The 20,121-nt window shown below is 53.4% G+C and carries 24 protein-coding genes and 1 other RNA gene; 12 read left to right on the forward strand and 13 right to left on the reverse strand.

Going from position 1 to position 20,121, the window contains the following annotated elements; genetic code table 11:
* Positions 1-318: hypothetical protein (locus URZ40_RS21255; RefSeq protein ID WP_320721107.1), on the forward strand; the 318-nt coding region annotated here is incomplete at its 5' end.
* 217 nt (positions 319-535) lie between these two features.
* Here the strand turns inward: URZ40_RS21255 and URZ40_RS21260 are convergent.
* From URZ40_RS21260 to smpB, 4 genes are all read right to left on the reverse strand, one after another.
* A complete protein-coding gene (locus URZ40_RS21260) occupies positions 536-1,180 on the reverse strand; it encodes a hypothetical protein (protein WP_320721108.1) in 645 nt (214 codons plus the stop codon).
* Position 1,181: 1 nt separating this feature from the next.
* Positions 1,182-2,429: an integrase domain-containing protein gene (locus URZ40_RS21265; protein WP_320721109.1), complete on the reverse strand. Its 1,248-nt coding sequence runs from the start codon at positions 2,427-2,429 to the stop codon at positions 1,182-1,184.
* A gap of 166 nt (positions 2,430-2,595) precedes the next feature.
* Positions 2,596-2,959: a transfer-messenger RNA gene (gene ssrA, locus URZ40_RS21270) on the reverse strand.
* Between the two features lie 89 nt (positions 2,960-3,048).
* A complete protein-coding gene (gene smpB / locus URZ40_RS21275; protein WP_008502505.1) occupies positions 3,049-3,531 on the reverse strand; it encodes an SsrA-binding protein SmpB in 483 nt (160 codons plus the stop codon).
* Positions 3,532-3,687: 156 nt separating this feature from the next.
* Between smpB and URZ40_RS21280 the strand changes: the two genes are divergently transcribed.
* Together URZ40_RS21280 and URZ40_RS21285 are read left to right on the forward strand one after the other, a co-directional pair.
* A complete protein-coding gene (locus URZ40_RS21280; protein ID WP_008502504.1) occupies positions 3,688-4,125 on the forward strand; it encodes a type II toxin-antitoxin system RatA family toxin in 438 nt (145 codons plus the stop codon).
* Positions 4,115-4,402 (forward strand): RnfH family protein, encoded by a 288-nt coding sequence (locus URZ40_RS21285; RefSeq protein ID WP_192985120.1) that lies wholly within the window; start codon positions 4,115-4,117, stop codon positions 4,400-4,402. Before URZ40_RS21280 ends, URZ40_RS21285 begins: the two co-directional genes overlap by 11 nt.
* 103 nt (positions 4,403-4,505) lie before the next feature.
* Here URZ40_RS21285 and bamE read toward each other — a convergent pair whose 3' ends face one another.
* From bamE to nadK, 3 genes are all read right to left on the reverse strand, one after another.
* Entirely contained in the window at positions 4,506-4,844 is a 339-nt protein-coding gene (gene bamE / locus URZ40_RS21290; RefSeq protein WP_116343796.1) for an outer membrane protein assembly factor BamE, read from the reverse strand.
* Positions 4,845-4,982: 138 nt separating this feature from the next.
* Positions 4,983-6,644, reverse strand: a complete 1,662-nt coding sequence (recN, locus tag URZ40_RS21295; protein WP_316380193.1) for a DNA repair protein RecN — start codon at positions 6,642-6,644, stop codon at positions 4,983-4,985.
* Positions 6,645-6,729: 85 nt separating this feature from the next.
* A complete protein-coding gene (gene nadK / locus URZ40_RS21300; RefSeq protein ID WP_320721110.1) occupies positions 6,730-7,608 on the reverse strand; it encodes an NAD(+) kinase in 879 nt (292 codons plus the stop codon).
* Positions 7,609-7,730: 122 nt separating this feature from the next.
* Between nadK and grpE the strand changes: the two genes are divergently transcribed.
* On the forward strand, positions 7,731-8,324 hold the full coding sequence (grpE, locus tag URZ40_RS21305) for a nucleotide exchange factor GrpE (protein WP_032644906.1): 594 nt from the start codon (positions 7,731-7,733) through the stop codon (positions 8,322-8,324).
* Between the two features lie 51 nt (positions 8,325-8,375).
* Here grpE and URZ40_RS21310 read toward each other — a convergent pair whose 3' ends face one another.
* Both URZ40_RS21310 and URZ40_RS21315 read right to left on the reverse strand, forming a co-directional pair.
* The gene (locus URZ40_RS21310) at positions 8,376-9,662 is read right to left on the reverse strand and encodes an HlyC/CorC family transporter (protein ID WP_032644905.1); all 1,287 of its coding nucleotides are present in this window, start codon (positions 9,660-9,662) and stop codon (positions 8,376-8,378) included.
* A gap of 19 nt (positions 9,663-9,681) precedes the next feature.
* Positions 9,682-10,473, reverse strand: coding sequence for an inner membrane protein YpjD (locus URZ40_RS21315; RefSeq protein WP_116343829.1), 792 nt, complete (start codon positions 10,471-10,473; stop codon positions 9,682-9,684).
* A 166-nt stretch (positions 10,474-10,639) separates the two neighbouring features.
* Between URZ40_RS21315 and ffh the strand changes: the two genes are divergently transcribed.
* The 7 genes from ffh (at position 10,640) to URZ40_RS21350 (ending at position 16,056) form a co-directional block, all read left to right on the forward strand.
* Complete coding sequence (gene ffh, locus URZ40_RS21320; protein WP_096218409.1) at positions 10,640-12,001, forward strand: signal recognition particle protein; 1,362 nt, start codon at positions 10,640-10,642, stop codon at positions 11,999-12,001.
* A 116-nt stretch (positions 12,002-12,117) separates the two neighbouring features.
* The gene (rpsP, locus tag URZ40_RS21325) at positions 12,118-12,366 is read left to right on the forward strand and encodes a 30S ribosomal protein S16 (protein WP_022649067.1); all 249 of its coding nucleotides are present in this window, start codon (positions 12,118-12,120) and stop codon (positions 12,364-12,366) included.
* A 15-nt stretch (positions 12,367-12,381) separates the two neighbouring features.
* Complete coding sequence (gene rimM, locus URZ40_RS21330) at positions 12,382-12,921, forward strand: ribosome maturation factor RimM (protein ID WP_003863136.1); 540 nt, start codon at positions 12,382-12,384, stop codon at positions 12,919-12,921.
* Positions 12,922-12,952: 31 nt separating this feature from the next.
* Positions 12,953-13,720, forward strand: a complete 768-nt coding sequence (trmD, locus tag URZ40_RS21335; RefSeq protein ID WP_008502493.1) for a tRNA (guanosine(37)-N1)-methyltransferase TrmD — start codon at positions 12,953-12,955, stop codon at positions 13,718-13,720.
* Positions 13,721-13,763: 43 nt separating this feature from the next.
* On the forward strand, positions 13,764-14,111 hold the full coding sequence (rplS, locus tag URZ40_RS21340; protein ID WP_002914145.1) for a 50S ribosomal protein L19: 348 nt from the start codon (positions 13,764-13,766) through the stop codon (positions 14,109-14,111).
* 132 nt (positions 14,112-14,243) lie between these two features.
* A complete protein-coding gene (locus tag URZ40_RS21345; RefSeq protein ID WP_316380194.1) occupies positions 14,244-14,648 on the forward strand; it encodes a DUF2946 domain-containing protein in 405 nt (134 codons plus the stop codon).
* A 37-nt stretch (positions 14,649-14,685) separates the two neighbouring features.
* Positions 14,686-16,056: a PepSY-associated TM helix domain-containing protein gene (locus tag URZ40_RS21350; RefSeq protein ID WP_316380195.1), complete on the forward strand. Its 1,371-nt coding sequence runs from the start codon at positions 14,686-14,688 to the stop codon at positions 16,054-16,056.
* A 2-nt stretch (positions 16,057-16,058) separates the two neighbouring features.
* Here the strand turns inward: URZ40_RS21350 and URZ40_RS21355 are convergent, their stop codons facing one another.
* The 4 genes from URZ40_RS21355 to URZ40_RS21370 form a co-directional block, all read right to left on the reverse strand.
* Complete coding sequence (locus URZ40_RS21355) at positions 16,059-16,544, reverse strand: OmpA family protein (RefSeq protein WP_316380196.1); 486 nt, start codon at positions 16,542-16,544, stop codon at positions 16,059-16,061.
* A 12-nt stretch (positions 16,545-16,556) separates the two neighbouring features.
* Positions 16,557-17,777, reverse strand: coding sequence for a diguanylate cyclase DgcN (gene dgcN / locus URZ40_RS21360; protein ID WP_316380197.1), 1,221 nt, complete (start codon positions 17,775-17,777; stop codon positions 16,557-16,559).
* Positions 17,770-18,231: a YfiR family protein gene (locus tag URZ40_RS21365; protein ID WP_370552321.1), complete on the reverse strand. Its 462-nt coding sequence runs from the start codon at positions 18,229-18,231 to the stop codon at positions 17,770-17,772. Before URZ40_RS21365 ends, dgcN begins: the two co-directional genes overlap by 8 nt.
* 228 nt (positions 18,232-18,459) lie before the next feature.
* Positions 18,460-18,834 carry a DUF2799 domain-containing protein gene (locus tag URZ40_RS21370; RefSeq protein ID WP_116343787.1) on the reverse strand — a complete coding sequence of 125 codons (375 nt, stop codon included), beginning with the start codon at positions 18,832-18,834 and terminating at the stop codon, positions 18,460-18,462.
* Positions 18,835-19,047: 213 nt separating this feature from the next.
* Between URZ40_RS21370 and aroF the strand changes: the two genes are divergently transcribed.
* The gene (gene aroF / locus URZ40_RS21375) at positions 19,048-20,118 is read left to right on the forward strand and encodes a 3-deoxy-7-phosphoheptulonate synthase AroF (RefSeq protein ID WP_041908638.1); all 1,071 of its coding nucleotides are present in this window, start codon (positions 19,048-19,050) and stop codon (positions 20,116-20,118) included.
* The last annotated feature ends 3 nt before the right edge of the window (positions 20,119-20,121 follow it).

The following is a 20,121-nucleotide window of genomic DNA, read 5'->3' on the forward strand; positions in this document are numbered from 1 at the left end:
AATAATGGCTCATTGAAAATATCAGGAACAATTTATATTCCTATAATTATGGTGGCATTGGCATTAAGAAAAGCAAGAGGTTTTGATAAAAGCCATGCTGTGGAGTTGACGAAAATAATAAATGAGCACATTGTTATTGATGTAAATAGACCAAAAATAGCAACCAACAATATGTCAAGAGAACTTAGAAAGGATAATATATTGGATCTTCCATGGCTAGAGTTCCATGAAAATGGTAGAAATCCACAATTTTCTTTACGCTCTAACTGGAAAGATTACTGGTATCAGTATTTTGGGAAAAAAGCTCCAGCATTTTGATAAAAAAGTGGCATTTACAAAATAGCTAATGCCACTCTAATGTTTAATGGGGGAAAAGGTGGCAAACAATCTTTAAAGTATATAAGAATTTTCATGACGTAACAGTCTGCCAAATTTGTTATTTGTTAGACGTGTGTGTTTCCGGCACGATATTGACTATACGCCAAAGGTTTCAGAGCTTAATCGGTTCGCTACACCCGATACTGGTAGCAACTACCTACGTTTCCTTTTCCCGCCCCATCTTCAACACCTCATAAAAGGTCCCCCGCCCCAGCCCATCAGACGGCAATTTCCGCTCCTGAGCCAGCGTCTTCAGCTTACGAAGTATCCGATCCGAAGCCGGTTTATCTGGCGTACCATAACGCCCGTCAGTTTCCTCAACCAGAAGCTGAACCAACAGCCAGCAGAGTCGGGCAGTATTTTCTCGAGCCTTGTCGCGTTTATGCATTCCACGCAGGGAAGGTTGTGCTGAAGTAGTGAGATCTGGTAGCGCGTCGTCACCGAGCGTCTTCAGCCACTTGCGGCCACGGCTGTTGCGTGACAGTTTCATCACCGCCTTCAGGCTGCGGGCCTTAATTTCTGGCGGCGTCAGTTCGTCATCAATAAGCCGCCAGGCCAGCGCGAACATCTCATCGGCATAGAACATGCGTTTATTAGCCGGGGCGCTGACCATGCCTGTAGCTTTGATGGTGCGGCTGATGGCGTCGTGCAGGATACGGTAATTTTCCTGATGTTCTTCCGGCAGGGCGTTTGCCGGTTGGGAAGCATCGAGGCCGAGAAGCAGAAGGGCGAGATGCCGCGCTTCCAGCAGCGGCATATCACATTCCCGTTCAAACAGATTCTGACGAATGGGGCTGGTCACATTATTCTCCTTCCACGATCCGCAGCGGTTCTTCTTCACCGAGCAGCGCCTGCCGTCTGGCAGCATCAACGTAGTTTCCCCACCACTGCATTAGCGGTCGCCTTTGTTCCAGATAGTCGCTGCGGTTGTAGGCCGCTTCGATCTCGTCTTCTTTCTGGTGTGCCAGCGCAGACTCCAGTACTTCACGGGGAAAATGGCCTGCTCCCGCCGTTCTGGCGATGCTGCGCATACCGTGGGCAACCAGTTCGCCGCCGAACCCCATGCGGATAAGCGCGGCGTTTGCGGTCTGCTGGTGCATATGCTCCAGTGGTTTGCGGATGCTGGGGAACACCCATGGGCGATGGCGGCTGACCGGCTCCATTATCTGAAGAACGCGCAGCGCCTGTTTGCTGAGCGGCACCGTGTGCGAACGGTTCATCTTCATAAAGGTGTCGGGGATGCGCCATTCCGCTTTTTTCATATCGATGTCGCACCAGCGGGCGCTAACGGCTTCGCCGGGGCGAACCCAGGTCAGTAGCTCCCATTCGATAAGGCAGCGTGTTTCCTTGCGGATAGAGGCGTTCTGTAGCGCCAGCATTAACCTGCCCAGCTCGCTGGGGTGGAGGGCTGGCATGTTCTGCTTTTTCGGTTTCTTAAAACGGGCGACCAGGTTGTCAGCCGGATTGAACTCGATGAGCTCTTCGGAGATGGCAAAGCGGAAGATTTCATTGAGCCGTGAGATGACCCGCCGCAGCGTTTCGAGGATGCCTTGTTCTTCCAGTGGTGTGAGGTGCTCCTTGAGCATCTTCGGGCGGATCTCAGTGACGGGCGTACTGCCCAGAGAAGGGAAGACGTGCATCTCCAGCGAACGCCAGACATCTTTGGCGTGATCTTCGCTAAGGTCGCTGGTCCGTTTCTTCTCTTTGAGCCACTGTCCGGCCACCTTTTCCAGCGTGCATTCAGTCTGGATACGTTTTTCTTCAGCTATTCCTGCTAAGTGTTGGCGAGGATCTATGCCCTGATAGAGTAGTCGTCTGTACTGCGTGCGAGTTTCGCGGGCCATAGCCAGTGTAACGACCGGGTAAGGGCCAAGGCTGGTTTTGGTGCGCTTTTTGGTGATGGGGTGATAGTACTCGAAATGCCAGACCTTCCTCCCTGAAGTCTTAACCAGCAAGTACAGGCCTTCACCGTCCCGTAGCTCATAATCTGTGCTACGGGGCTTCGCGCCAGCGATCTCCACATTTGTTAAGGGTTTCAGTTGCTTAGGCATGTTTTAGCACCACGCTTTTTTAGCCCCACGATACCGTGGTGCTAAATATGGTGCCAAAAGCTCAAGATTCATACAGAGATCATGACCACACATGCAACAAAAAAGCCTGTAACTCGTTGAAGTTACAGGCTTTTTTAAGGTTCATGATGCATCATGAATGAATGTTTGGTGGAGCTGGCGGGAGTTGAACCCGCGTCCGAAATTTCTACATCCTCGGTACTACATGCTTAGTTTGTCTTTACATTCGCACGCCAGCTGCGGACAGACACGCCACTAACGAACTAGCCTGATTAGTTTTAACGCTTCAACCCCAGGCAGGGCTTCCACGCGATCTCTTTTGGGTTTGACCTCTCTTTGATCCCCGTCTTAAGAGCGGAAGCTAGGGAGAGAGGGCTCAGAGCAGGTTATTAAGCTGCTAAAGCGTAGTTTTCGTCGTTTGCGACTATTTTTTTGCGGCTTTTAACGAGGCAAACCGCCCCTCGGCATGCACCTTGGGTTTCGCAAATCCCGTCGAATCCAGAATCAGCCCCAATAGTGTTGAACTGAGTATACCAGATTTCACTTCCTGGATACCAGCCCGGAACGCTAACTTATTGAATAGTACAATAAGTGTGCAGAATCAACGTCCTGCGTTTTTCATGATGCGCGCTTTATCCAACTGCCACTCGCGCTCTTTCAGGTCAGTACGTTTATCGTGCTGTTTTTTACCTTTCGCGACGCCAACTTTCACTTTGCACCAGGCGTTTTTCCAGTACAGCGACAGGGCGACCACGGTGAAACCTTCACGGTTGATGCGTCCGTAGAGGGATTCCAGCTCACGCTTGTTCAGCAGCAGCTTGCGGGTGCGCGTTGGGTCACATACGTAGTGTGACGAGGCGACGGTCAGCGGCGTAAAGTTCGCGCCGAACAGGAAGGCTTCGCCATCTTTAAGAATCACGTAGCTGTCGCCGATGTTGGCTTTCCCGGCGCGCAGCGATTTTACTTCCCAGCCCTGCAACGCAAGGCCAGCTTCGAATTCTTCTTCAATGAAATACTCGTGGCGAGCACGCTTGTTGAGCGCAATGGTCGCCGAGCCTGGTTTATGTGCTTTTTTCTTCGTCATAAGTGTCGTAAAGCCGTCGGTAATCTGATTTCAAAAAGTCACCTCATTGCGTCCTGTGAGGTCTAACGCGCTATCTTAGCACGAGATGAGCCTTAGCGTTTTTTTAACAGGTGATAAATGTTATTATTTGTCCGTTGTGTGACCATGGAAAATGCTATGCCTCAGATTAGCCGTACTGCGCTTGTGCCTTACAGCGCGGAACAAATGTATCAGTTAGTGAACGATGTTCAGTCTTATCCAGAGTTTATTCCGGGATGTACCGGGAGCCGCGTTCTGGAGTCTGGCCCGACGCAGATGACTGCGGCGGTGGATGTCTCCAAAGCGGGGATCAGCAAGACGTTCACCACCCGCAATACGCTGACCAACAATCAGAGTATTTTGATGCATCTGGTGGATGGTCCGTTTAAAACGCTGATGGGGGGGTGGAAGTTCACACCTCTGAGCGCTGATGCCTGCCGCATTGAGTTCCATCTGGACTTTGAGTTCACCAATAAGCTGATTGAGCTGGCGTTTGGCCGCATCTTTAAAGAGCTGGCGTCGAATATGGTTCAGGCGTTCACCACCCGCGCCAAAGAGGTTTACAGTGTCGCATAAGATCGCTGTTGAAGTGGTATACGCGCTGCCGGAGAAGCAGTATCTGCAGCGCGTGACGCTGGAAGAGGGGGCAACCGTAGAAGCGGCTATCCTCGCGTCCGGTATCCTTGAGCTTCGTAGCGATATCGACCTGGCGAAGAATAAGGTCGGGATATACAGCCGTCCGGTGAAGCTGGGCGACGTGCTGAAAGAGGGAGACCGGGTGGAGATTTATCGTCCACTGATCGCCGACCCGAAAGAGCTGCGTCGCCAGCGTGCGGAGAAAGCGAGTAAGTAGCGTGTTTTCCCCTCAACCTGACCCTCTCCCCAAAGGGGCGAGGGGATAAAAGAAATACAAAAAAGGTGCTCAATGAGCACCTTTTTGCATTTCTGGCTTCTGATTATTTGGTCAGGGCAGGCTTGTTGTCGATGTTGGTCAACACGCCGGCGCTGCTGAAGGTCAGCGTCAGGGTCTGCTGGGTCGCATCTTCATGACCCGGCTTCTGACGGAATACATAGAACCAGGTATTAGTGCCGAATGGATCGGTCATCATCGGGGTTCCCAGTGTATAAGCGACCTGCTGTTGTGTCATCCCCACACGGATTTTGGACACATCGTTAGGGGTAAGGTAGTTCCCCTGGTTGATGTCAGGACGGTAAACCACTTTCTCCAGAGTGGAACAGCCTGCGGTCAACATCAGAAGAACCGCTGCGGCAGCGGTCAGCATTTTACAACGCATAGTGATTTGATTCCTTTTCGGGCCCGAGCAGAACGCGGCTCATATGTAATATGCCGATGATAATAGACCTTGCCCCACTTTGAAACCGGTCTGGCGGCGTTTTTGTTGTTCTGTATGACCCTGAGATCCCGAAAAAGTTTATGCCGCCAGCAGTTCTTTCGCGTTCGCGAGGGTATTACGCGTGACTTCGCTGCCGCCGAGCAGGCGTGCCAGCTCCTGCAGACGCGCACGTTTATCCAGCGGCTTCATGTGCGTTTCGGTCATTTCGCCGTCGGTTTCTTTACTGACGATGAAGTGATGATGACCGCAGCCCGCGACCTGCGGCAGGTGGGTGACACACATTACCTGCGTTGACTCACCTAGCTGGCGCAGCAGTTTACCTACCACCGCCGCCGTTGGGCCGCTGATGCCGACATCCACTTCATCGAAAATCAGCGCCGGGGTTTCCATTTTACGCGCGGTAATCACCTGAATCGCCAGCGCAATACGCGACAGTTCACCGCCGGATGCCACTTTGGAGATTGCCTGCAGCGGCTGCCCCGGGTTGGTAGTGACGCGGAACTCGATGCGATCCGCTCCTTCTGCCGTCAGGTGGTTCTCTTCAAAACGGACATCAATGGTGAAGAAGCCGTGCGGCATCGCCAGCGTGTGCATGCTATCGGTGATGTGCTGGCCGAGCTCCTGAGCGTAATGCTGGCGGATCTCATGCAGTTTTTTCGCCGTGGTCAGCGCCTGCTGATGATGCAGGTTAACGGCCAGAGAGAGGGTTTCCTGCGAATCAGCCTGATCGTCAAGCTGCTGCTGTTCTTCCAGCAGAGACTGATAGTAGCCTGGCAGTTCTTCCGGCGTGACATGGTGCTTGCGCGCCAGTGAGATCTGACGGGAAAGGCGCTGCTCCAGCTCAAACAGACGGTTCGGGTCGAGGTCCAGCCGCTCACAGTAATGACGCAGTTCGTCACTGGCTTCAGAGATTTGAATCGCGGCCTCTTCCAGCATATCCAGCACGCCAGAAAGCTTGCTGTCCATGCCGGCCAGCTCGGTGACCAGTTGACGGACATTATACAGCTGGCTTTGGAGATTCACGTCTTCGCCATCTGCCAGCATGTTGAGGGCATTCTGGCTGGTTGAGAGCAGGTGGCCGCTGTTGGCCAGGCGCTTGTACTCTTCGTCGATTTGCTCAAACTCACCCGCCTGCGGGTTGAATTCGTTCAGCTCTTTTAGCTGATACGCCAGTAGCTCCGCACGTGCGGCGCGCTCCTGGCTTTGCTGCTGGTGCTGAGCGAGCTCGCGGCAGCTCTGATGCCACAGGCGGTAGTGCTCCGCCATGAGTTGAGTAAGCGCATACTCACCCGCATAGCCATCAAGCAGGGCTTTCTGCTGTTCTGGTTTGACGAGTTGCTGATGCGCATGCTGACCGTGGATCTGGATAAGCAGCTGGCCGAGTTCGCGGAGCTGGGAGAGCGGGACCGCCGTGCCGTTGATAAAGCCACGTGAGCGTCCGTCGCTGCTGATCACGCGGCGAAGTAAACACTCACGTCCATCTTCGAGCTGATTCTGTTCCAGCCAGCGCTGGGCCGCAGGGGTGTCTTTCAGAGAGAAACGCGCGCACAGATCGGCACGGTTTGCGCCCATGCGCACCATGTCGCCCTCTGCACGGCCGCCAAGGCACAAGCCGAGGGCATCAATGGCAATGGATTTACCCGCACCGGTTTCCCCGGTGATCGCCGTCATGCCGCTGTGGAAATCGATCTCAAGCTCACGAACAATGGCAAAGTTGCTGATGGTCAGTTGTGCCAGCATAATTGTTTTCCTGTATGAAAAACCATAACTGTGTTTTCATACAGTATAAACTGGTTTTTTATACAGTAAAGTCCTGGATGCAAAATCAGAACAATTTTTTTGACCAGCCAAGCTTCGAGCTTAATGTGTTGAAATAGCTGTAATCTTTCGGGTGAATCAAATTCAGGTTGTAATCACACCGGCGAATAAGAACATCTTCACCTTCCTGGATCGGCAGCGCGATCTGGCTGTCGCAGCTGATCTCCAGGTCGTTACGGCGGTGCGAGAAGCGCAGACGTATCGTGCTGTCTCCGTTAATCACCAGCGGGCGGGCGGAGAGCGTGTGCGGGAACATCGGTACCAGGGTGATGGCATCAAGAGAGGGCGTCAGGATAGGGCCGCCCGCAGAAAGCGAGTAGGCGGTTGAGCCGGTTGGCGTGGAGATAATCAGTCCGTCAGAACGCTGGGAGAAGGCAAAGATTTCATCGATATAAACTTCGAACTCAATCATGTGCGCCACTTTACCGGGGTGAAGCACCACCTCGTTAATCGCGGTGCTGATGCGCTTCTGACAGTCCTGCTGGCACACCTGCGCTTCCAGTAAGAAACGTTTTTCACTGATATAGTGACCTTCCAGCACGTCGGCCAGCTGCTGTTGCGCATTGTCCGGGTCGAGGTCGGTTAAAAAGCCGAGATTGCCGCGGTTGATACCGATGACCTTGATGTCATAACGCGCCAGCGTGCGTGCCGCGCCGAGCATATTGCCGTCGCCGCCCACCACCACGGCGAGATCGGCCTGTTGGCCAATTTCCGCCAGCGTGCCGGTTTTTACGCTCTTCAGCTGCAGTTCCTGCGCAATCTGCTGCTCGACCATCACTTCATAGCCTTTGCTACACAACCAGCGATACAACATTTCATGTGTCGTCAATGCGGTAGGGTGACGCGGATGCCCGACGATCCCAATACACCTGAAATGATTATTCATTTTCTGGAGGTCCTTGTGCCTGATGAATGATGACAATCTCTCTTGTTCCCTTGAATCCAGGAAACTGATCCCCATAATAAGCGAAGTTAGCGAGATGAATGCAGAAAAACGCGGAGAAATTCATGAGTAGTAAAGAACAGAAAACGCCTGAGGGGCAAGCCCCTGAAGAAATTATCACGGAACAGCACGATGAGGTTGAGGCTGTAGAGCCAGACGCATCTGCTGAGCAGGTGGACCCGCGCGATGAAAAAATTGCGAATCTGGAAGCCCAACTGGTAGAAGCACAGAATCGCGAACGCGACACCGTTCTGCGCATCAAGGCGGAAATGGAAAATCTGCGTCGTCGTACCGAGCAGGACGTTGAGAAAGCGCATAAATTTGCGCTGGAGAAATTCGTCAACGAACTGCTGCCGGTGATCGATAGCCTCGATCGCGCGCTGGAAGTGGCTGACAAAGCGAATCCGGACAACGCGGCGATGATCGAAGGTATCGAACTGACGCTGAAATCCATGCTCGACGTCGTGCGTAAGTTTGGCGTGGAAGTGATTGCGGATACCGATGTGCCGCTGGATCCAAACGTTCACCAGGCCATCGCGATGGTTGAATCTGAAGAGATTGAAGCCGGTAAAGTGCTGGGCGTGATGCAGAAAGGTTACACCCTGAACGGCCGTACCATTCGCGCTGCGATGGTGACCGTCGCGAAAGCGAAAGCGTAATTTGCTACCTGTAGTGCCGGGTGGCGGCATTCGCCTTACCCGGCCTACGTTTTATTCGGCAATACTTTCCCGAAGTGGCGTGACGGGCAGCACCTTCACCTGCTTAATCATATTGTCCTGCACGTCCAGGATATCAATATCGTACTGCTCAATGCGCACCCGCGTGCCCGCCGCCGGGATCTCTTCCAGCGCTTCCAGAATCATCCCGTTCATGGTACGAGCTTCATCTTCCGGCAAATGCCAGTTAAAGGCTTTGTTGAGTTCCCGAATGTTCGCGCTACCGTCAATCAGCACCGAACCGTCGTTTTGCGGGGTAACCTCTTCCGCGAGGGAAGGCGACATTGACGTGGTAAAGTCCCCGACAATCTCTTCCAGAATATCTTCGACCGTCACCAGCCCCTGAATATCGCCGTACTCATTGACCACCAGGCCGACCTTCTTCTTGTTGCGCTGGAATTTCACCAGCTGCGTGCTGAGCGGGGTTCCTTCCGGCACGTAGTAAATCTCGTCGGCGGCGCGCAGCATCACCTCTTTGGTGAACTCTTTTTTCTCGGTCATCAGACGGTAGGCTTCGCGCACGCGCAGCATGCTGATGGCGTCATCCAGCGAGTCGCGATACAGCACGATGCGCCCGTGCGGGGAGTGCGTCAGCTGGCGGACAATGGCTTTCCAGTCGTCGTTGATGTCGATACCGACGATTTCGTTACGCGGCACCATGATGTCGTTCACGCTCACCTTTTCCAGATCCAGCACCGACAGGAGCATATCCTGATTGCGCCGGGAGATCTGCGAGCGGGATTCGTTCACAATGGTGCGCAGCTCTTCTTTGCTGAGCGCGCTGCTGATAGTGACGTCCGCTTTGATTCCCACCATCCGCATCAAAACACGCGTCACCATGTTCAGCAGCCAGACCAGCGGCATCATCAGGATCTGCAGCGGCGCCAGCAGGAAGCTGCTCGGGTAGGCCACCTTTTCCGGGTAAAGCGCGGCGATAGTTTTTGGCAGTACTTCGGCAAACACCAGCACCACAAACGTCAGCACGCCGGTGGCAATCGCCACCCCGGCGTTGCCGTACAGACGCATCCCAACGATGGTGCCGAGGGCTGAGGCCAGAATGTTGACAAGGTTGTTGCCGATAAGCACCAGGCTTATCAGCCGATCCGGTTTGCGGAGCAGTTTTTCAACGCGACGGGCGGCACGGTTACCCTGTTTAGCACGATGACGCAACCGGTAACGGTTTAAGGTCATCATGCCGGTTTCCGAGCCGGAGAAATAGGCGGAGATGACCACCATGACGATCAGGATAACGATCAGCGTGGTGGTAGAGATGTGTTCCAGGGGGAACTCCTTTTGTTACTTAGCCAGCAAATTGCTGTATGAAGCGGCTGCCAAAATAGGCAAGGGTGAGAATGCCCGCACCCGCGACGTTGAACCAGACGACGCGACGACCGCGCCAGCCTTCATGGTAATGGCCCCACAACAGGACAATATAGACAAACCACGCGATGATGGAGAGCACTGCTTTATCGATATTCTCCACGCTGAACAGGTTCTTCATGTAAAACAGGCCCGTGCAGAGCGTGAGCGTCAGCAGCACCACGCCTATCTGCGTGATGTGGAACATCTTACGCTCAATGACCATCAGTGGCGGCATTTCATGGTTGAACGCCAGCCTTTTGTTTTTCAGTTGGTAGTCAATCCAGGCGAGCTGCATGGCGTAAAGCGCGGCGATAATCAGCGTCGCGTAGGCAAACAGCGACAGGCCGATATGCACCAGCATCCCCGGCGTCGCCTCCAGATGCGTAATGAATTCATTAGGCATAAAGGTGGCGAGAGCCAGATTGATCAGCGCGAAGGTATAGACAATCGGCAGCAGCAGCCAGCCGCGATTTTTAGACGCAACGATGGTCATTACCGTACAGATCATCAGGCTGACCAGCGAGCCGACGTTGAGGACGCTCAGGTTTTGCACGCTGCCGTCGCCGGGAATAATGCGTGATTCCAGCGCAAACGCGTGGCTTATCAGTGCAATGACCGCCGAAAGAATAGCCATGCGCCGCCAGCCGCTGTTTTTTTGCAGCAGTCCGGGAATAATCAGCGCGAGGCTGACAGAGTAGGCAACAAGGGCGATCAGTGCGAAAACAGGCATATAGGCATCGACAGTTGTCTTAATAAGAAAGAGAAGCAGTATAACGTTACGTGACGCCTGCTCCAACCGTTGCATAACAACAAAGGCGCCTTCATGTTATACTCCGGCAAAATTCTGTGTATGTGTCGCTCAATGCGGCCCAACGTTTCTACTCAGGCGAGAGACAATGTTTGATAATTTAACCGATCGTTTGTCGCGCACGCTGCGCAGCATCAGCGGCCGCGGACGCCTTACTGAAGAGAACATCAAGGAAACGCTGCGCGAAGTGCGCATGGCGCTGCTGGAAGCAGACGTGGCGTTGCCGGTTGTTCGTGATTTTATCAACCGCGTAAAAGAGAAGGCGGTTGGTCATGAAGTTAACAAGAGCCTGACCCCGGGTCAGGAGTTCGTCAAAATCGTTCGTAACGAACTGGTTTCGGCGATGGGCGAAGAGAACCAGGTGCTTAACCTGGCCGCTCAGCCGCCGGCCGTGGTGCTGATGGCGGGCCTGCAGGGGGCGGGTAAAACTACCAGCGTCGGTAAACTGGGTAAATTCCTGCGTGAAAAGCACAAGAAGAAAGTGCTGGTGGTCTCAGCGGACGTCTATCGCCCGGCGGCGATCAAGCAACTGGAAACCCTGGCCGAGCAGGTCGGCGTGGATTTCTTCCCGTCCGACGTTGCCCAGAAGCCTGTCGACATCGTTAACGCCGCGCTGAAAGAAGCGAAGCTGAAGTTCTACGACGTGCTGCTGGTGGATACCGCCGGTCGTCTGCACGTTGACGAAGCGATGATGGACGAGATCAAACAGGTGCATGCCTCTATCAACCCGGTAGAGACCCTGTTCGTTGTCGATGCCATGACCGGTCAGGATGCGGCGAATACCGCGAAAGCGTTTAACGAAGCGCTACCGTTAACCGGCGTGGTGCTGACCAAAGTGGACGGTGACGCCCGCGGCGGTGCGGCGCTCTCCATTCGTCACATCACCGGTAAGCCGATTAAATTCCTCGGCGTGGGCGAGAAAACTGAAGCGCTGGAGCCGTTCCACCCGGACCGTATCGCATCCCGTATCCTCGGCATGGGTGACGTGCTGTCGCTGATCGAAGATATCGAGAGCAAGGTTGACCGCGCGCAGGCCGAGAAGCTGGCCAGCAAGCTGAAAAAAGGCGACGGTTTCGATCTGACCGACTTCCTTGAGCAGCTGCGTCAGATGAAAAACATGGGCGGCATGGCAAGCCTGATGGGCAAACTGCCGGGCATGGGCCAGATCCCAGACAACGTGAAAGCGCAGATGGATGACAAGGTGCTGGTGCGTATGGAGGCGATCATCAACTCAATGACGCTGAAAGAGCGGGCTAACCCGGACATCATCAAAGGTTCCCGTAAACGTCGTATCGCAGCTGGTTGCGGCATGCAGGTGCAGGACGTTAACCGTCTTCTGAAACAGTTCGACGACATGCAGCGCATGATGAAGAAAATGAAGAAAGGCGGCATGGCGAAGATGATGCGCGGCATGAAAGGCATGATGCCTCCCGGTTTTCCAGGGCGTTAATCGCTTTTGAGATTGCTTTTTGCCCGAAAATGAGTAAAATTTTCGGGCTTTTAATATGACACCCGGGCTCCGTTCCTCGATGGGGCCCGGTTGTTTTATTCACACAAGAGGATGTTATGGTAACTATTCGTTTAGCACGTCACGGCGCTAAAAAGCGTCCGTTCTACCAGGTTGTTGTGACTGACAGCCGTAATGCACGCAACGGTCGCTTCATCGAGCGCGTTGGTTTCTTCAACCCACTGGCCTCTGGCGCAGAAGAAGAAACCCGTCTGGATCTGGATCGTATCGCTCACTGGGTTGGCCAGGGCGCTACTGTTTCCGATCGCGTTGCTACGCTGATCAAAGCAGCAAACAAAGCAGCTTAATCTGTCACGGTGGTCATGATGAGCAATAAAGCACCTGTTGAACCGATCGTATTGGGAAAAATGGGTTCTTGCTACGGTATCCGTGGTTGGCTCAGAGTGTTTTCCTCCACTGAAGACGCTGATAGCATTTTTGATTACCAGCCCTGGTTCATCCAGAAAGCCGGTAAGTGGGAAGAGGTCGAGCTGGAAAGCTGGCGTCACCACAATCAGGACATCATCATCAAGCTGAAAGGCATTGACGATCGTGATGCCGCGAATGCGCTGACTAATTGTGAAATTGTCGTGGATTCGTCGCAGTTGCCACAGCTGGAAGAGGGCGACTACTACTGGAAAGACCTTATGGGCTGCCAGGTAGTTACCACTGAAGGTTACAGCCTGGGGAAAGTCATCGATATGATGGAAACCGGGTCAAATGACGTTCTTGTCATTAAGGCAAACCTGAAAGATGCATTTGGCATCAAGGAGCGGTTGGTTCCGTTCCTCGATGGACAGGTTATCAAGAAAGTCGATCTCACTACTCAAACCATTGAAGTAGATTGGGATCCTGGTTTTTAAATTCTCCGGATAAACGGTAAAAGACGGCGCTATGTGGATTGGCATAATTAGCCTGTTTCCTGAAATGTTCCGCGCGATTACCGATTACGGGGTAACTGGCCGGGCAGTAAAGAATGGCCTGCTGAGCATCCAGAGCTGGAGTCCTCGTGACTTTACTCATGACCGGCACCGTACCGTGGACGATCGTCCTTACGGCGGCGGACCGGGGATGCTAATGATGGTGCAACCCTTACGGGACGCTATTCACACAGCAAAAGCCGCGGCAGGTGAAGGCGCGAAGGTGATTTATCTGTCACCTCAGGGACGCAAGCTTGATCAAGCGGGCGTGAGCGAACTGGCGACGAATCAAAAGCTGATTCTGGTCTGTGGACGCTACGAAGGGATAGATGAGCGCGTAATTCAAACCGAGATTGACGAAGAATGGTCTATCGGCGATTACGTTCTCAGCGGTGGTGAGTTACCCGCAATGACGCTGATTGACTCCGTCGCCCGGTTCATTCCGGGGGTTCTGGGCCATGAAGCTTCGGCAACGGAAGATTCTTTTGCCGATGGATTGCTGGACTGTCCACACTATACTCGTCCTGAAGTGTTAGAAGGGATGGAAGTACCGGCGGTGTTACTGTCTGGAAACCATGCCGAGATACGTCGCTGGCGTTTGAAGCAGTCGCTGGGCCGAACCTGGCTTAGAAGACCTGAACTTCTGGAAAACCTGGCTCTGACTGAAGAGCAAGCAAAGTTGCTGGCCGAGTTCAAAACTGAACACGCGCAACAGCAGCATGAACATGATGGGAATGCGTAATACGCTCCCGAATATCAGTTTACCCAGGATAAGAGATTAAATTATGAGCAACATTATTAAGCAACTTGAACAAGAGCAGATGAAGCAGGACGTACCTTCCTTCCGTCCAGGTGACACCGTGGAAGTGAAAGTATGGGTTGTTGAAGGTTCCAAAAAACGTCTGCAGGCATTCGAGGGCGTGGTTATCGCTATTCGTAACCGCGGTCTGCACTCTGCATTCACTGTTCGTAAAATTTCCAACGGCGAAGGCGTTGAGCGTGTCTTCCAGACTCACTCTCCGGTAGTTGACAGCATTGCTGTTAAACGTCGTGGTGCTGTACGTAAAGCTAAACTGTACTACCTGCGTGAGCGTACTGGTAAGTCTGCTCGTATTAAAGAGCGTCTGAACTAAGATTCGCTTAAGCGACATCCTGTTAGAAAGGGCTGGCCGAAAGGCTGGCCCTTTTTTTATCCTATCGCACCTATCGCGTTAACCCTTTCGTCATAAATCATTTACAATGCTTGCCTCTTCCGTGGAGGGTAAGTGATTAACGTACTGCATCAGCATAACTGGAAACGCGCAGCGGCATGGACCGCGCTGTTTGCGATCCTGCTGATCGTGATCGCACCGCTTATCTCCGTCTCGCTGCAAAAAGATCCCATGAGTGCCATGCCGGGGATGCACCATGACATGAGCATGATGTCGATGGATGAGCACCACGGCGATATGCCGCACAGCATGCCGGTTGACCATGCGGAAGCCTGTGGCTACTGCGTGCTATTAGCCCACGTGCCGGGCATGATACTCGCGCTGATTGTGCTGCTCAGTGTCGTGCTGCACAGGCTGCGTCTGAAGCCGCCGCGTCAGGCGGTCAGCCACTGGCATTTTTTCCCCTGGCTTTATCCCGATACCCGCGCGCCGCCGCGGCAGTCTGCTTTTTCCCTTTAAAAAATATCGATAACTTTTTGCCTTAAAAAGGAAAAGTATGACTACCTGCACTCCGCGCGCGGCATGGGGAAACCTGCTGCGTCGACTCCATTTCTATGTCGGGCTGTTTGTCGGCCCGTTTATCTTCTTCGCCGCGCTGACCGGTACGCTGTACGTGGCGACACCGCAGCTGGAAAATATTCTGTACCGGCACGCGCTCCACACGGATTCGGTGGGGGAACTACAACCGCTGGCGGAGCAGATCGCCGTGGCGGAAAAAACCATCGGCACCAGTCTGCGTTTACACGCCGTGCGTCCTGGCCTGGTTGCGGGTGAAACCACCCGTGTGATGTTTGCCGACCCGTCGCTTGGCCCATCGGAAACCCGCGCTGTTTTTATCGATCCCGTCACTCTTGCGGTGCGTGGCGATATGACGGTGTATGGTACCAGCGGAATTTTACCGTTACGCCAGGCCATTGATTATCTGCATACGTCCCTGATGCTGGGTAACGTTGGTCGGATCTACAGCGAGCTGGCCGCCTCGTGGATGTGGGTCGCCGCGCTGGGCGGGATTGCGCTGTGGTTTTATACCCGGCCAAAACGTCGGATCAACAATCGTTTTCAGAACCGGCGTCGCCTGCATGTCACGCTGGGCTGGGTGCTGCTGGGGGGAATGTTGCTGTTCTCTGCGACGGGCCTGACGTGGTCTCAGTGGGCGGGCGGCAACGTGGATAAACTTCGTGCGCAGATGAACTGGCTAACCCCACAGGTGAACACCACGCTTTCGGGTGCCCCCGTCACGATGGATGAACACGCTGAACATCGCGGACATCATGGTGGCATGATGATGCCCGACGTGACGATAGAGCTGACCCGGTTTGATGGCGTATTGCACGCTGCCCGTCGGGCAGGGATTGATGCGAATAAACTCGAAATCCGCCCGGCGAAAAGCGCTGACCAGGCATGGACCGTGACGGAAATTGACCGCAGCTGGCCGACCCAGGTGGATGCCGTTGCGGTGGATCCGAATTCCATGCAAATTCTGGACAGAACCCGCTTTGAGGATTTCCCGTTAATGGCAAAGCTGACCCGCTGGGGCGTGGATTTCCATATGGGGATCTTATTCGGGCTGGTGAATCAGCTGCTGCTCGTAGCCTTCGGCCTTGCCCTGTGCGTGCTCATCATCTGGGGATACCGGATGTGGTGGATGCGTCGTCCGGCGCGATCTGCAATGAATCCGGTGCAGACGCTCTCTCAGAGCTGGCTTGCGCTGTCAGGGTGGGGAAGAGGCGTTACGGTGATAATCAGCGTACTGCTGGGGCTGGCTTTGCCGGTGATGGGCGTGAGTCTGACACTGTTTGTTCTGATTGACTGGCTGCGCTGGCGAGCGGCAACAGGCGTGTCGCTCACCGAATCATCCGCTAAATAATCCTATGGCGTGCTGATAATCACTGACACCCGGCGGTTTTCAGCACGTCCTTGTGCAGTACTATTGCTCGCAATCGGGTATTTTTTTCCTAATCCCTGGGTGGTGAGATTAGTGCGCGGGATATTCGCTCCCTTCGCCCACGCGGCGGCAACGGCATCGGCGCGTTTTAAGGACAGTGCTTCGTTGTAACTTTCTTCACCGTAGTTATCCGTATGACCGTCCATTCGCGCGTGATTCAGGCCAGTTTTCGCCAGGCGAGAGGCCATGGATTGGATCTGTGCTTCACTGTCCGGGCGCAGCCTGGCGTCATTTTTATCAAAGAGGATGGTATCCGACAGCCCCAAAGACCAGTCGCCGTTCAGTTCGTTAAAACCGTATGACTTCATCGCCGCGATTTGTTCAGGTGTGAATTTGCCCTGGGGCGGCGACTGGCAGCCAGCCAGAACCAGTGAGGCCAAAACTAACGGCGCGAAATATCGTTTTAACATAGAATTTCCTTTCTAACTTATTGTTTTTGTACGCTGGTTTTTAACCTGGTACATATTGCGGTCGGCTTTCTCCAGTAATGCTTCAACGGACGCATTTTCCCACGCCAGAGCAAAGCCAATGCTGAGTGACATCGATGCTTTTTGTCCGTTATGCAGATCAAACGGACGGATAAACTGCTGCGCTAGCGCAGCACAAATGTGTTGAACCTCAGTCTCAGAATGCACACCGTAGAGCACCATGGCAAATTCGTCACCGCCAAGGCGGTAGGATTGATGGCGTTTATCGCCAAACTCCATCATCCTGCTGGCGACTTCAATCAATACGCAGTCTCCTGCCGCGTGCCCCCAGGTGTCGTTGATAAATTTAAAATTGTCACCGTCGAGGAAGAGCAGGGCCGAGTTTTTTCTGGCTGAAGGGTCGTTCATTAAGGCCGCAATGCTGTTACGAAACGCCGCACGGTTGGCAAGACCGGTGAGCGGGTCGTGCATTGCGGTACGCAGCAGCTGGGCGTTTTTGGCCTGGAGCTTAAGCTGCCACTCCTCCATCTCATCCAGCAGGCTGTTGAAGTCTTCACCAAACTGGTGAAATTCTTCGATACGGCCATCTTTCACCCGGCGGGAGAAGTTGCGGTTTGTGCGCACGTCATGCACAACGTCAGTGATATTTTGCAGCGCCGTTACCATGCCGCGGTGCAGAGAGTGGGTAATAGTAAGCGCGACGACGGTTGCAAAAAGAATACAGCCGGTGAGGACGGCAAACGACATCCAGATAAAATGACCGATCAGACTGTCACGCGCGGTAAGGCGAATTTCGCCGATTGCCACGCCGTTATGCATGATGGGCTGTGCAACCGGAACGGGGAAAAGCCAGCGGCTCACCAGCGCGCCCAGCGTGTCATTGTTATCCTTCGGGTTCCAGGACCAGTAGGCGAAGCGCTTTTTATGCCTGTTGATGACTTCTGCTACGGCAAACTGCCCCTGCTTACCCAGCGCAGCGAGCGTTTCGTTGGCCGCCAGTGAATCGTTGAAAACCAGCGAGGCTTCCAGGCTGTGGCTCATTGTGGCGCCGGTTAATTCGAGATTTTTTTGCGCGTACTGTTTTAATGTTACGACCGAGGCAAAACAGAGCAGCAGCCATATTAACGTCATCGTGATGATGACGCTTATCATGCTGTTTCGCCTCAGCGTTCTTTTAAACGTCGGACGTGGCGTCGAGGTGAAATCTTTATCCATGCTGCTTATTCCGTGCAAGCATTAATACATCCGGGTTGACCCTGACGCCACTGCGTGTCAACGCATCCAGATTGACGGAAAACCGCACCTGGCCACGATCGATTATCAGGCAAAAGGCACTGCCAATAACACATTCCGGATTTTGCTCTGAGATTAATAGCAATGCTCTGCCCTGATATTGACTTATTAATTCAAGTTGTTTCGCAGGTGGTTCAGTCCCGAAATAAACAGCATCGCATGTCGCGGCCAGGGCTTCCCGATCGTTACGTACAATAACGGGGGTATAGGGTAACTCGTTATTCCCCTGGTCGCCGCTGAGCGCGTGCGTATAGTGAGAAGTGGCGTAAATACAGAGCTTAGGCTGACCGGAAAGCGACGGCCATCGCGTATAGCTCACGATGCCTGAGACAATCGAACGTACCGATTTATCTGTCTCCGTGAGCGCGCCTGCCATCGCCGGGCCCACCATAAGGAACAGCATTAGCACCAGAGTGAGTCGGAACAAAGAGTTCAAGTATAAATTTCTCACCAGAATCCGCCGTACCGCTCCGGAAATAGATGTCCTTAAGAGTTGCGGGCAGAATACCATTGTTTATCAGAGCCGTCATTATGTCAGAAATAGCCCATGGCTTACCTAAGCTAAATCCTACAGTTGTTTATTTTCCAAAGAATAAAAGCAAACTTAATTAAGCCTGCTGGAACGCATACTTTCATCCATTCCTTTTTGCCATGACGCGTGCAGTTTCGCTGCATTTTCAACGGTATCACAACTGGCGGGATAAGATTTGCCCGCTAATCCCCATGCGTGAATAAAGCCTTCTTCGCATACTTTTTTCTGACCATCAGCATAGCCACGGAGATATTCACTACGATCAATATTGGGGTCGTTAAAACTATCGGCCAGGGTCTGGTTATCTTTAACCGGCAGGCCATTCATGGCGTCTTCTTTACCCGCACTGAACCAGTCCGGGCTCGTCCAGTTGGGCTGGAAAGTGTAAGGATTAATCTGGCAGCCCGATAAAAACAGCGACAGCAGGACGAGAGCAATCGATCGCATAATCCTTCTCCTTTTTCTTCAGCATAGCTTGGCGGAAGAAAGTTAGGGTGTAATTTTAAATTTACGTTTTTAGCGGCTGATTTTTGCAATTAATTGGCTGATGTAAAGTAATGTGTACGTATTTTGGATTGAAATGTTTACTTTTTATGGTATCGTGGTTTCACCTCACTGAGGAAAACAACTATCGCAAACGAGCTTTACAGGATCGCTATCATGCAAAAAGACGCGCTGAACAACGTACATATCACTGACGAACAGGTTCTGATTACCCCGGATCAACTGAAAGCGGAGTTTCCGCTGAGCGCCGCGCAGGAGGCTCAGATCGAGCACTCTCGCCAGACCATTTCTGACATAATCGCCGGCCGCGATCCGCGCCTGCTGGTGGTATGTGGTCCTTGCTCTATTCACGATCCTGAAACCGCCATTGAGTATGCTCGTCGATTTAAAGCATTAGCGGAGGAGGTCAGCGATAGCCTCTATCTGGTGATGCGCGTCTATTTTGAGAAGCCACGTACGACCGTCGGCTGGAAAGGGTTGATTAACGATCCGCACATGGATGGCTCGTTTGATGTGGAAGCAGGCCTGAAGATTGCGCGTCGCCTGCTGGTGGAGCTGGTCAGCATGGGGCTGCCGCTGGCAACCGAAGCGCTGGATCCGAACAGCCCGCAGTACCTGGGCGATCTGTTCAGCTGGTCCGCGATTGGTGCGCGTACGACTGAATCGCAAACCCACCGCGAGATGGCGTCTGGCTTGTCGATGCCGGTTGGCTTTAAAAACGGTACCGATGGCAGCCTGGCGACGGCGATCAACGCCATGCGCGCCGCCGCTATGCCGCACCGCTTTGTCGGTATCAACCAGGCGGGCCAGGTGTGTCTGCTGCAAACGCAGGGCAACCCGGACGGTCATGTGATCCTGCGCGGCGGGAAAGCGCCAAACTACAGCCCGGCGGACGTGGCGCAGTGTGAAAAAGAGATGGAACAGGCGGGACTGCGTCCGGCACTGATGGTAGATTGCAGTCATGGTAATTCGAATAAAGATTACCGTCGCCAGCCAGCGGTTGCGGAATCCGTGGTTGCACAGATCAAAGACGGAAACCGTTCGATTATTGGTCTGATGATTGAGAGCAACATTCATGAAGGCAATCAGTCATCAGAACAGCCGCGCAGCGCGATGAAGCACGGCGTCTCCGTCACGGATGCCTGCATCAGCTGGGAAACCACCGATGCGCTGCTGCGTGAGATCCATAAAGATTTAAGCGGCCAGCTGGCGACGCGTCTGGCTTAAGAG

Source organism: Enterobacter sp. 296B2, from assembly GCF_034106185.1.
Lineage (GTDB): Bacteria > Pseudomonadota > Gammaproteobacteria > Enterobacterales > Enterobacteriaceae > Enterobacter > Enterobacter cloacae_N.

What these genes read in the sequence shown, in the direction of transcription:
- URZ40_RS21365 (WP_370552321.1), bottom strand. Translation starts at nt 18,231, where the DNA reads ATGGCAGGCGCGCTCACGGAGACAGATAAATCGGTACGTTCGATTGTC.
- URZ40_RS21265 (WP_320721109.1), bottom strand. Translation starts at nt 2,429, where the DNA reads ATGCCTAAGCAACTGAAACCCTTAACAAATGTGGAGATCGCTGGCGCG.
- ffh (WP_096218409.1), top strand. Translation starts at nt 10,640, where the DNA reads ATGTTTGATAATTTAACCGATCGTTTGTCGCGCACGCTGCGCAGCATC.
- nadK (WP_320721110.1), bottom strand. Translation starts at nt 7,608, where the DNA reads ATGAATAATCATTTCAGGTGTATTGGGATCGTCGGGCATCCGCGTCAC.
- rplS (WP_002914145.1), top strand. Translation starts at nt 13,764, where the DNA reads ATGAGCAACATTATTAAGCAACTTGAACAAGAGCAGATGAAGCAGGAC.
- URZ40_RS21370 (WP_116343787.1), bottom strand. Translation starts at nt 18,834, where the DNA reads ATGCGATCGATTGCTCTCGTCCTGCTGTCGCTGTTTTTATCGGGCTGC.
- recN (WP_316380193.1), bottom strand. Translation starts at nt 6,644, where the DNA reads ATGCTGGCACAACTGACCATCAGCAACTTTGCCATTGTTCGTGAGCTT.
- smpB (WP_008502505.1), bottom strand. Translation starts at nt 3,531, where the DNA reads ATGACGAAGAAAAAAGCACATAAACCAGGCTCGGCGACCATTGCGCTC.
- URZ40_RS21280 (WP_008502504.1), top strand. Translation starts at nt 3,688, where the DNA reads ATGCCTCAGATTAGCCGTACTGCGCTTGTGCCTTACAGCGCGGAACAA.
- URZ40_RS21355 (WP_316380196.1), bottom strand. Translation starts at nt 16,544, where the DNA reads ATGTTAAAACGATATTTCGCGCCGTTAGTTTTGGCCTCACTGGTTCTG.
- bamE (WP_116343796.1), bottom strand. Translation starts at nt 4,844, where the DNA reads ATGCGTTGTAAAATGCTGACCGCTGCCGCAGCGGTTCTTCTGATGTTG.
- rpsP (WP_022649067.1), top strand. Translation starts at nt 12,118, where the DNA reads ATGGTAACTATTCGTTTAGCACGTCACGGCGCTAAAAAGCGTCCGTTC.
- URZ40_RS21350 (WP_316380195.1), top strand. Translation starts at nt 14,686, where the DNA reads ATGACTACCTGCACTCCGCGCGCGGCATGGGGAAACCTGCTGCGTCGA.
- grpE (WP_032644906.1), top strand. Translation starts at nt 7,731, where the DNA reads ATGAGTAGTAAAGAACAGAAAACGCCTGAGGGGCAAGCCCCTGAAGAA.
- rimM (WP_003863136.1), top strand. Translation starts at nt 12,382, where the DNA reads ATGATGAGCAATAAAGCACCTGTTGAACCGATCGTATTGGGAAAAATG.
- dgcN (WP_316380197.1), bottom strand. Translation starts at nt 17,777, where the DNA reads ATGGATAAAGATTTCACCTCGACGCCACGTCCGACGTTTAAAAGAACG.
- trmD (WP_008502493.1), top strand. Translation starts at nt 12,953, where the DNA reads ATGTGGATTGGCATAATTAGCCTGTTTCCTGAAATGTTCCGCGCGATT.
- aroF (WP_041908638.1), top strand. Translation starts at nt 19,048, where the DNA reads ATGCAAAAAGACGCGCTGAACAACGTACATATCACTGACGAACAGGTT.
- URZ40_RS21315 (WP_116343829.1), bottom strand. Translation starts at nt 10,473, where the DNA reads ATGCCTGTTTTCGCACTGATCGCCCTTGTTGCCTACTCTGTCAGCCTC.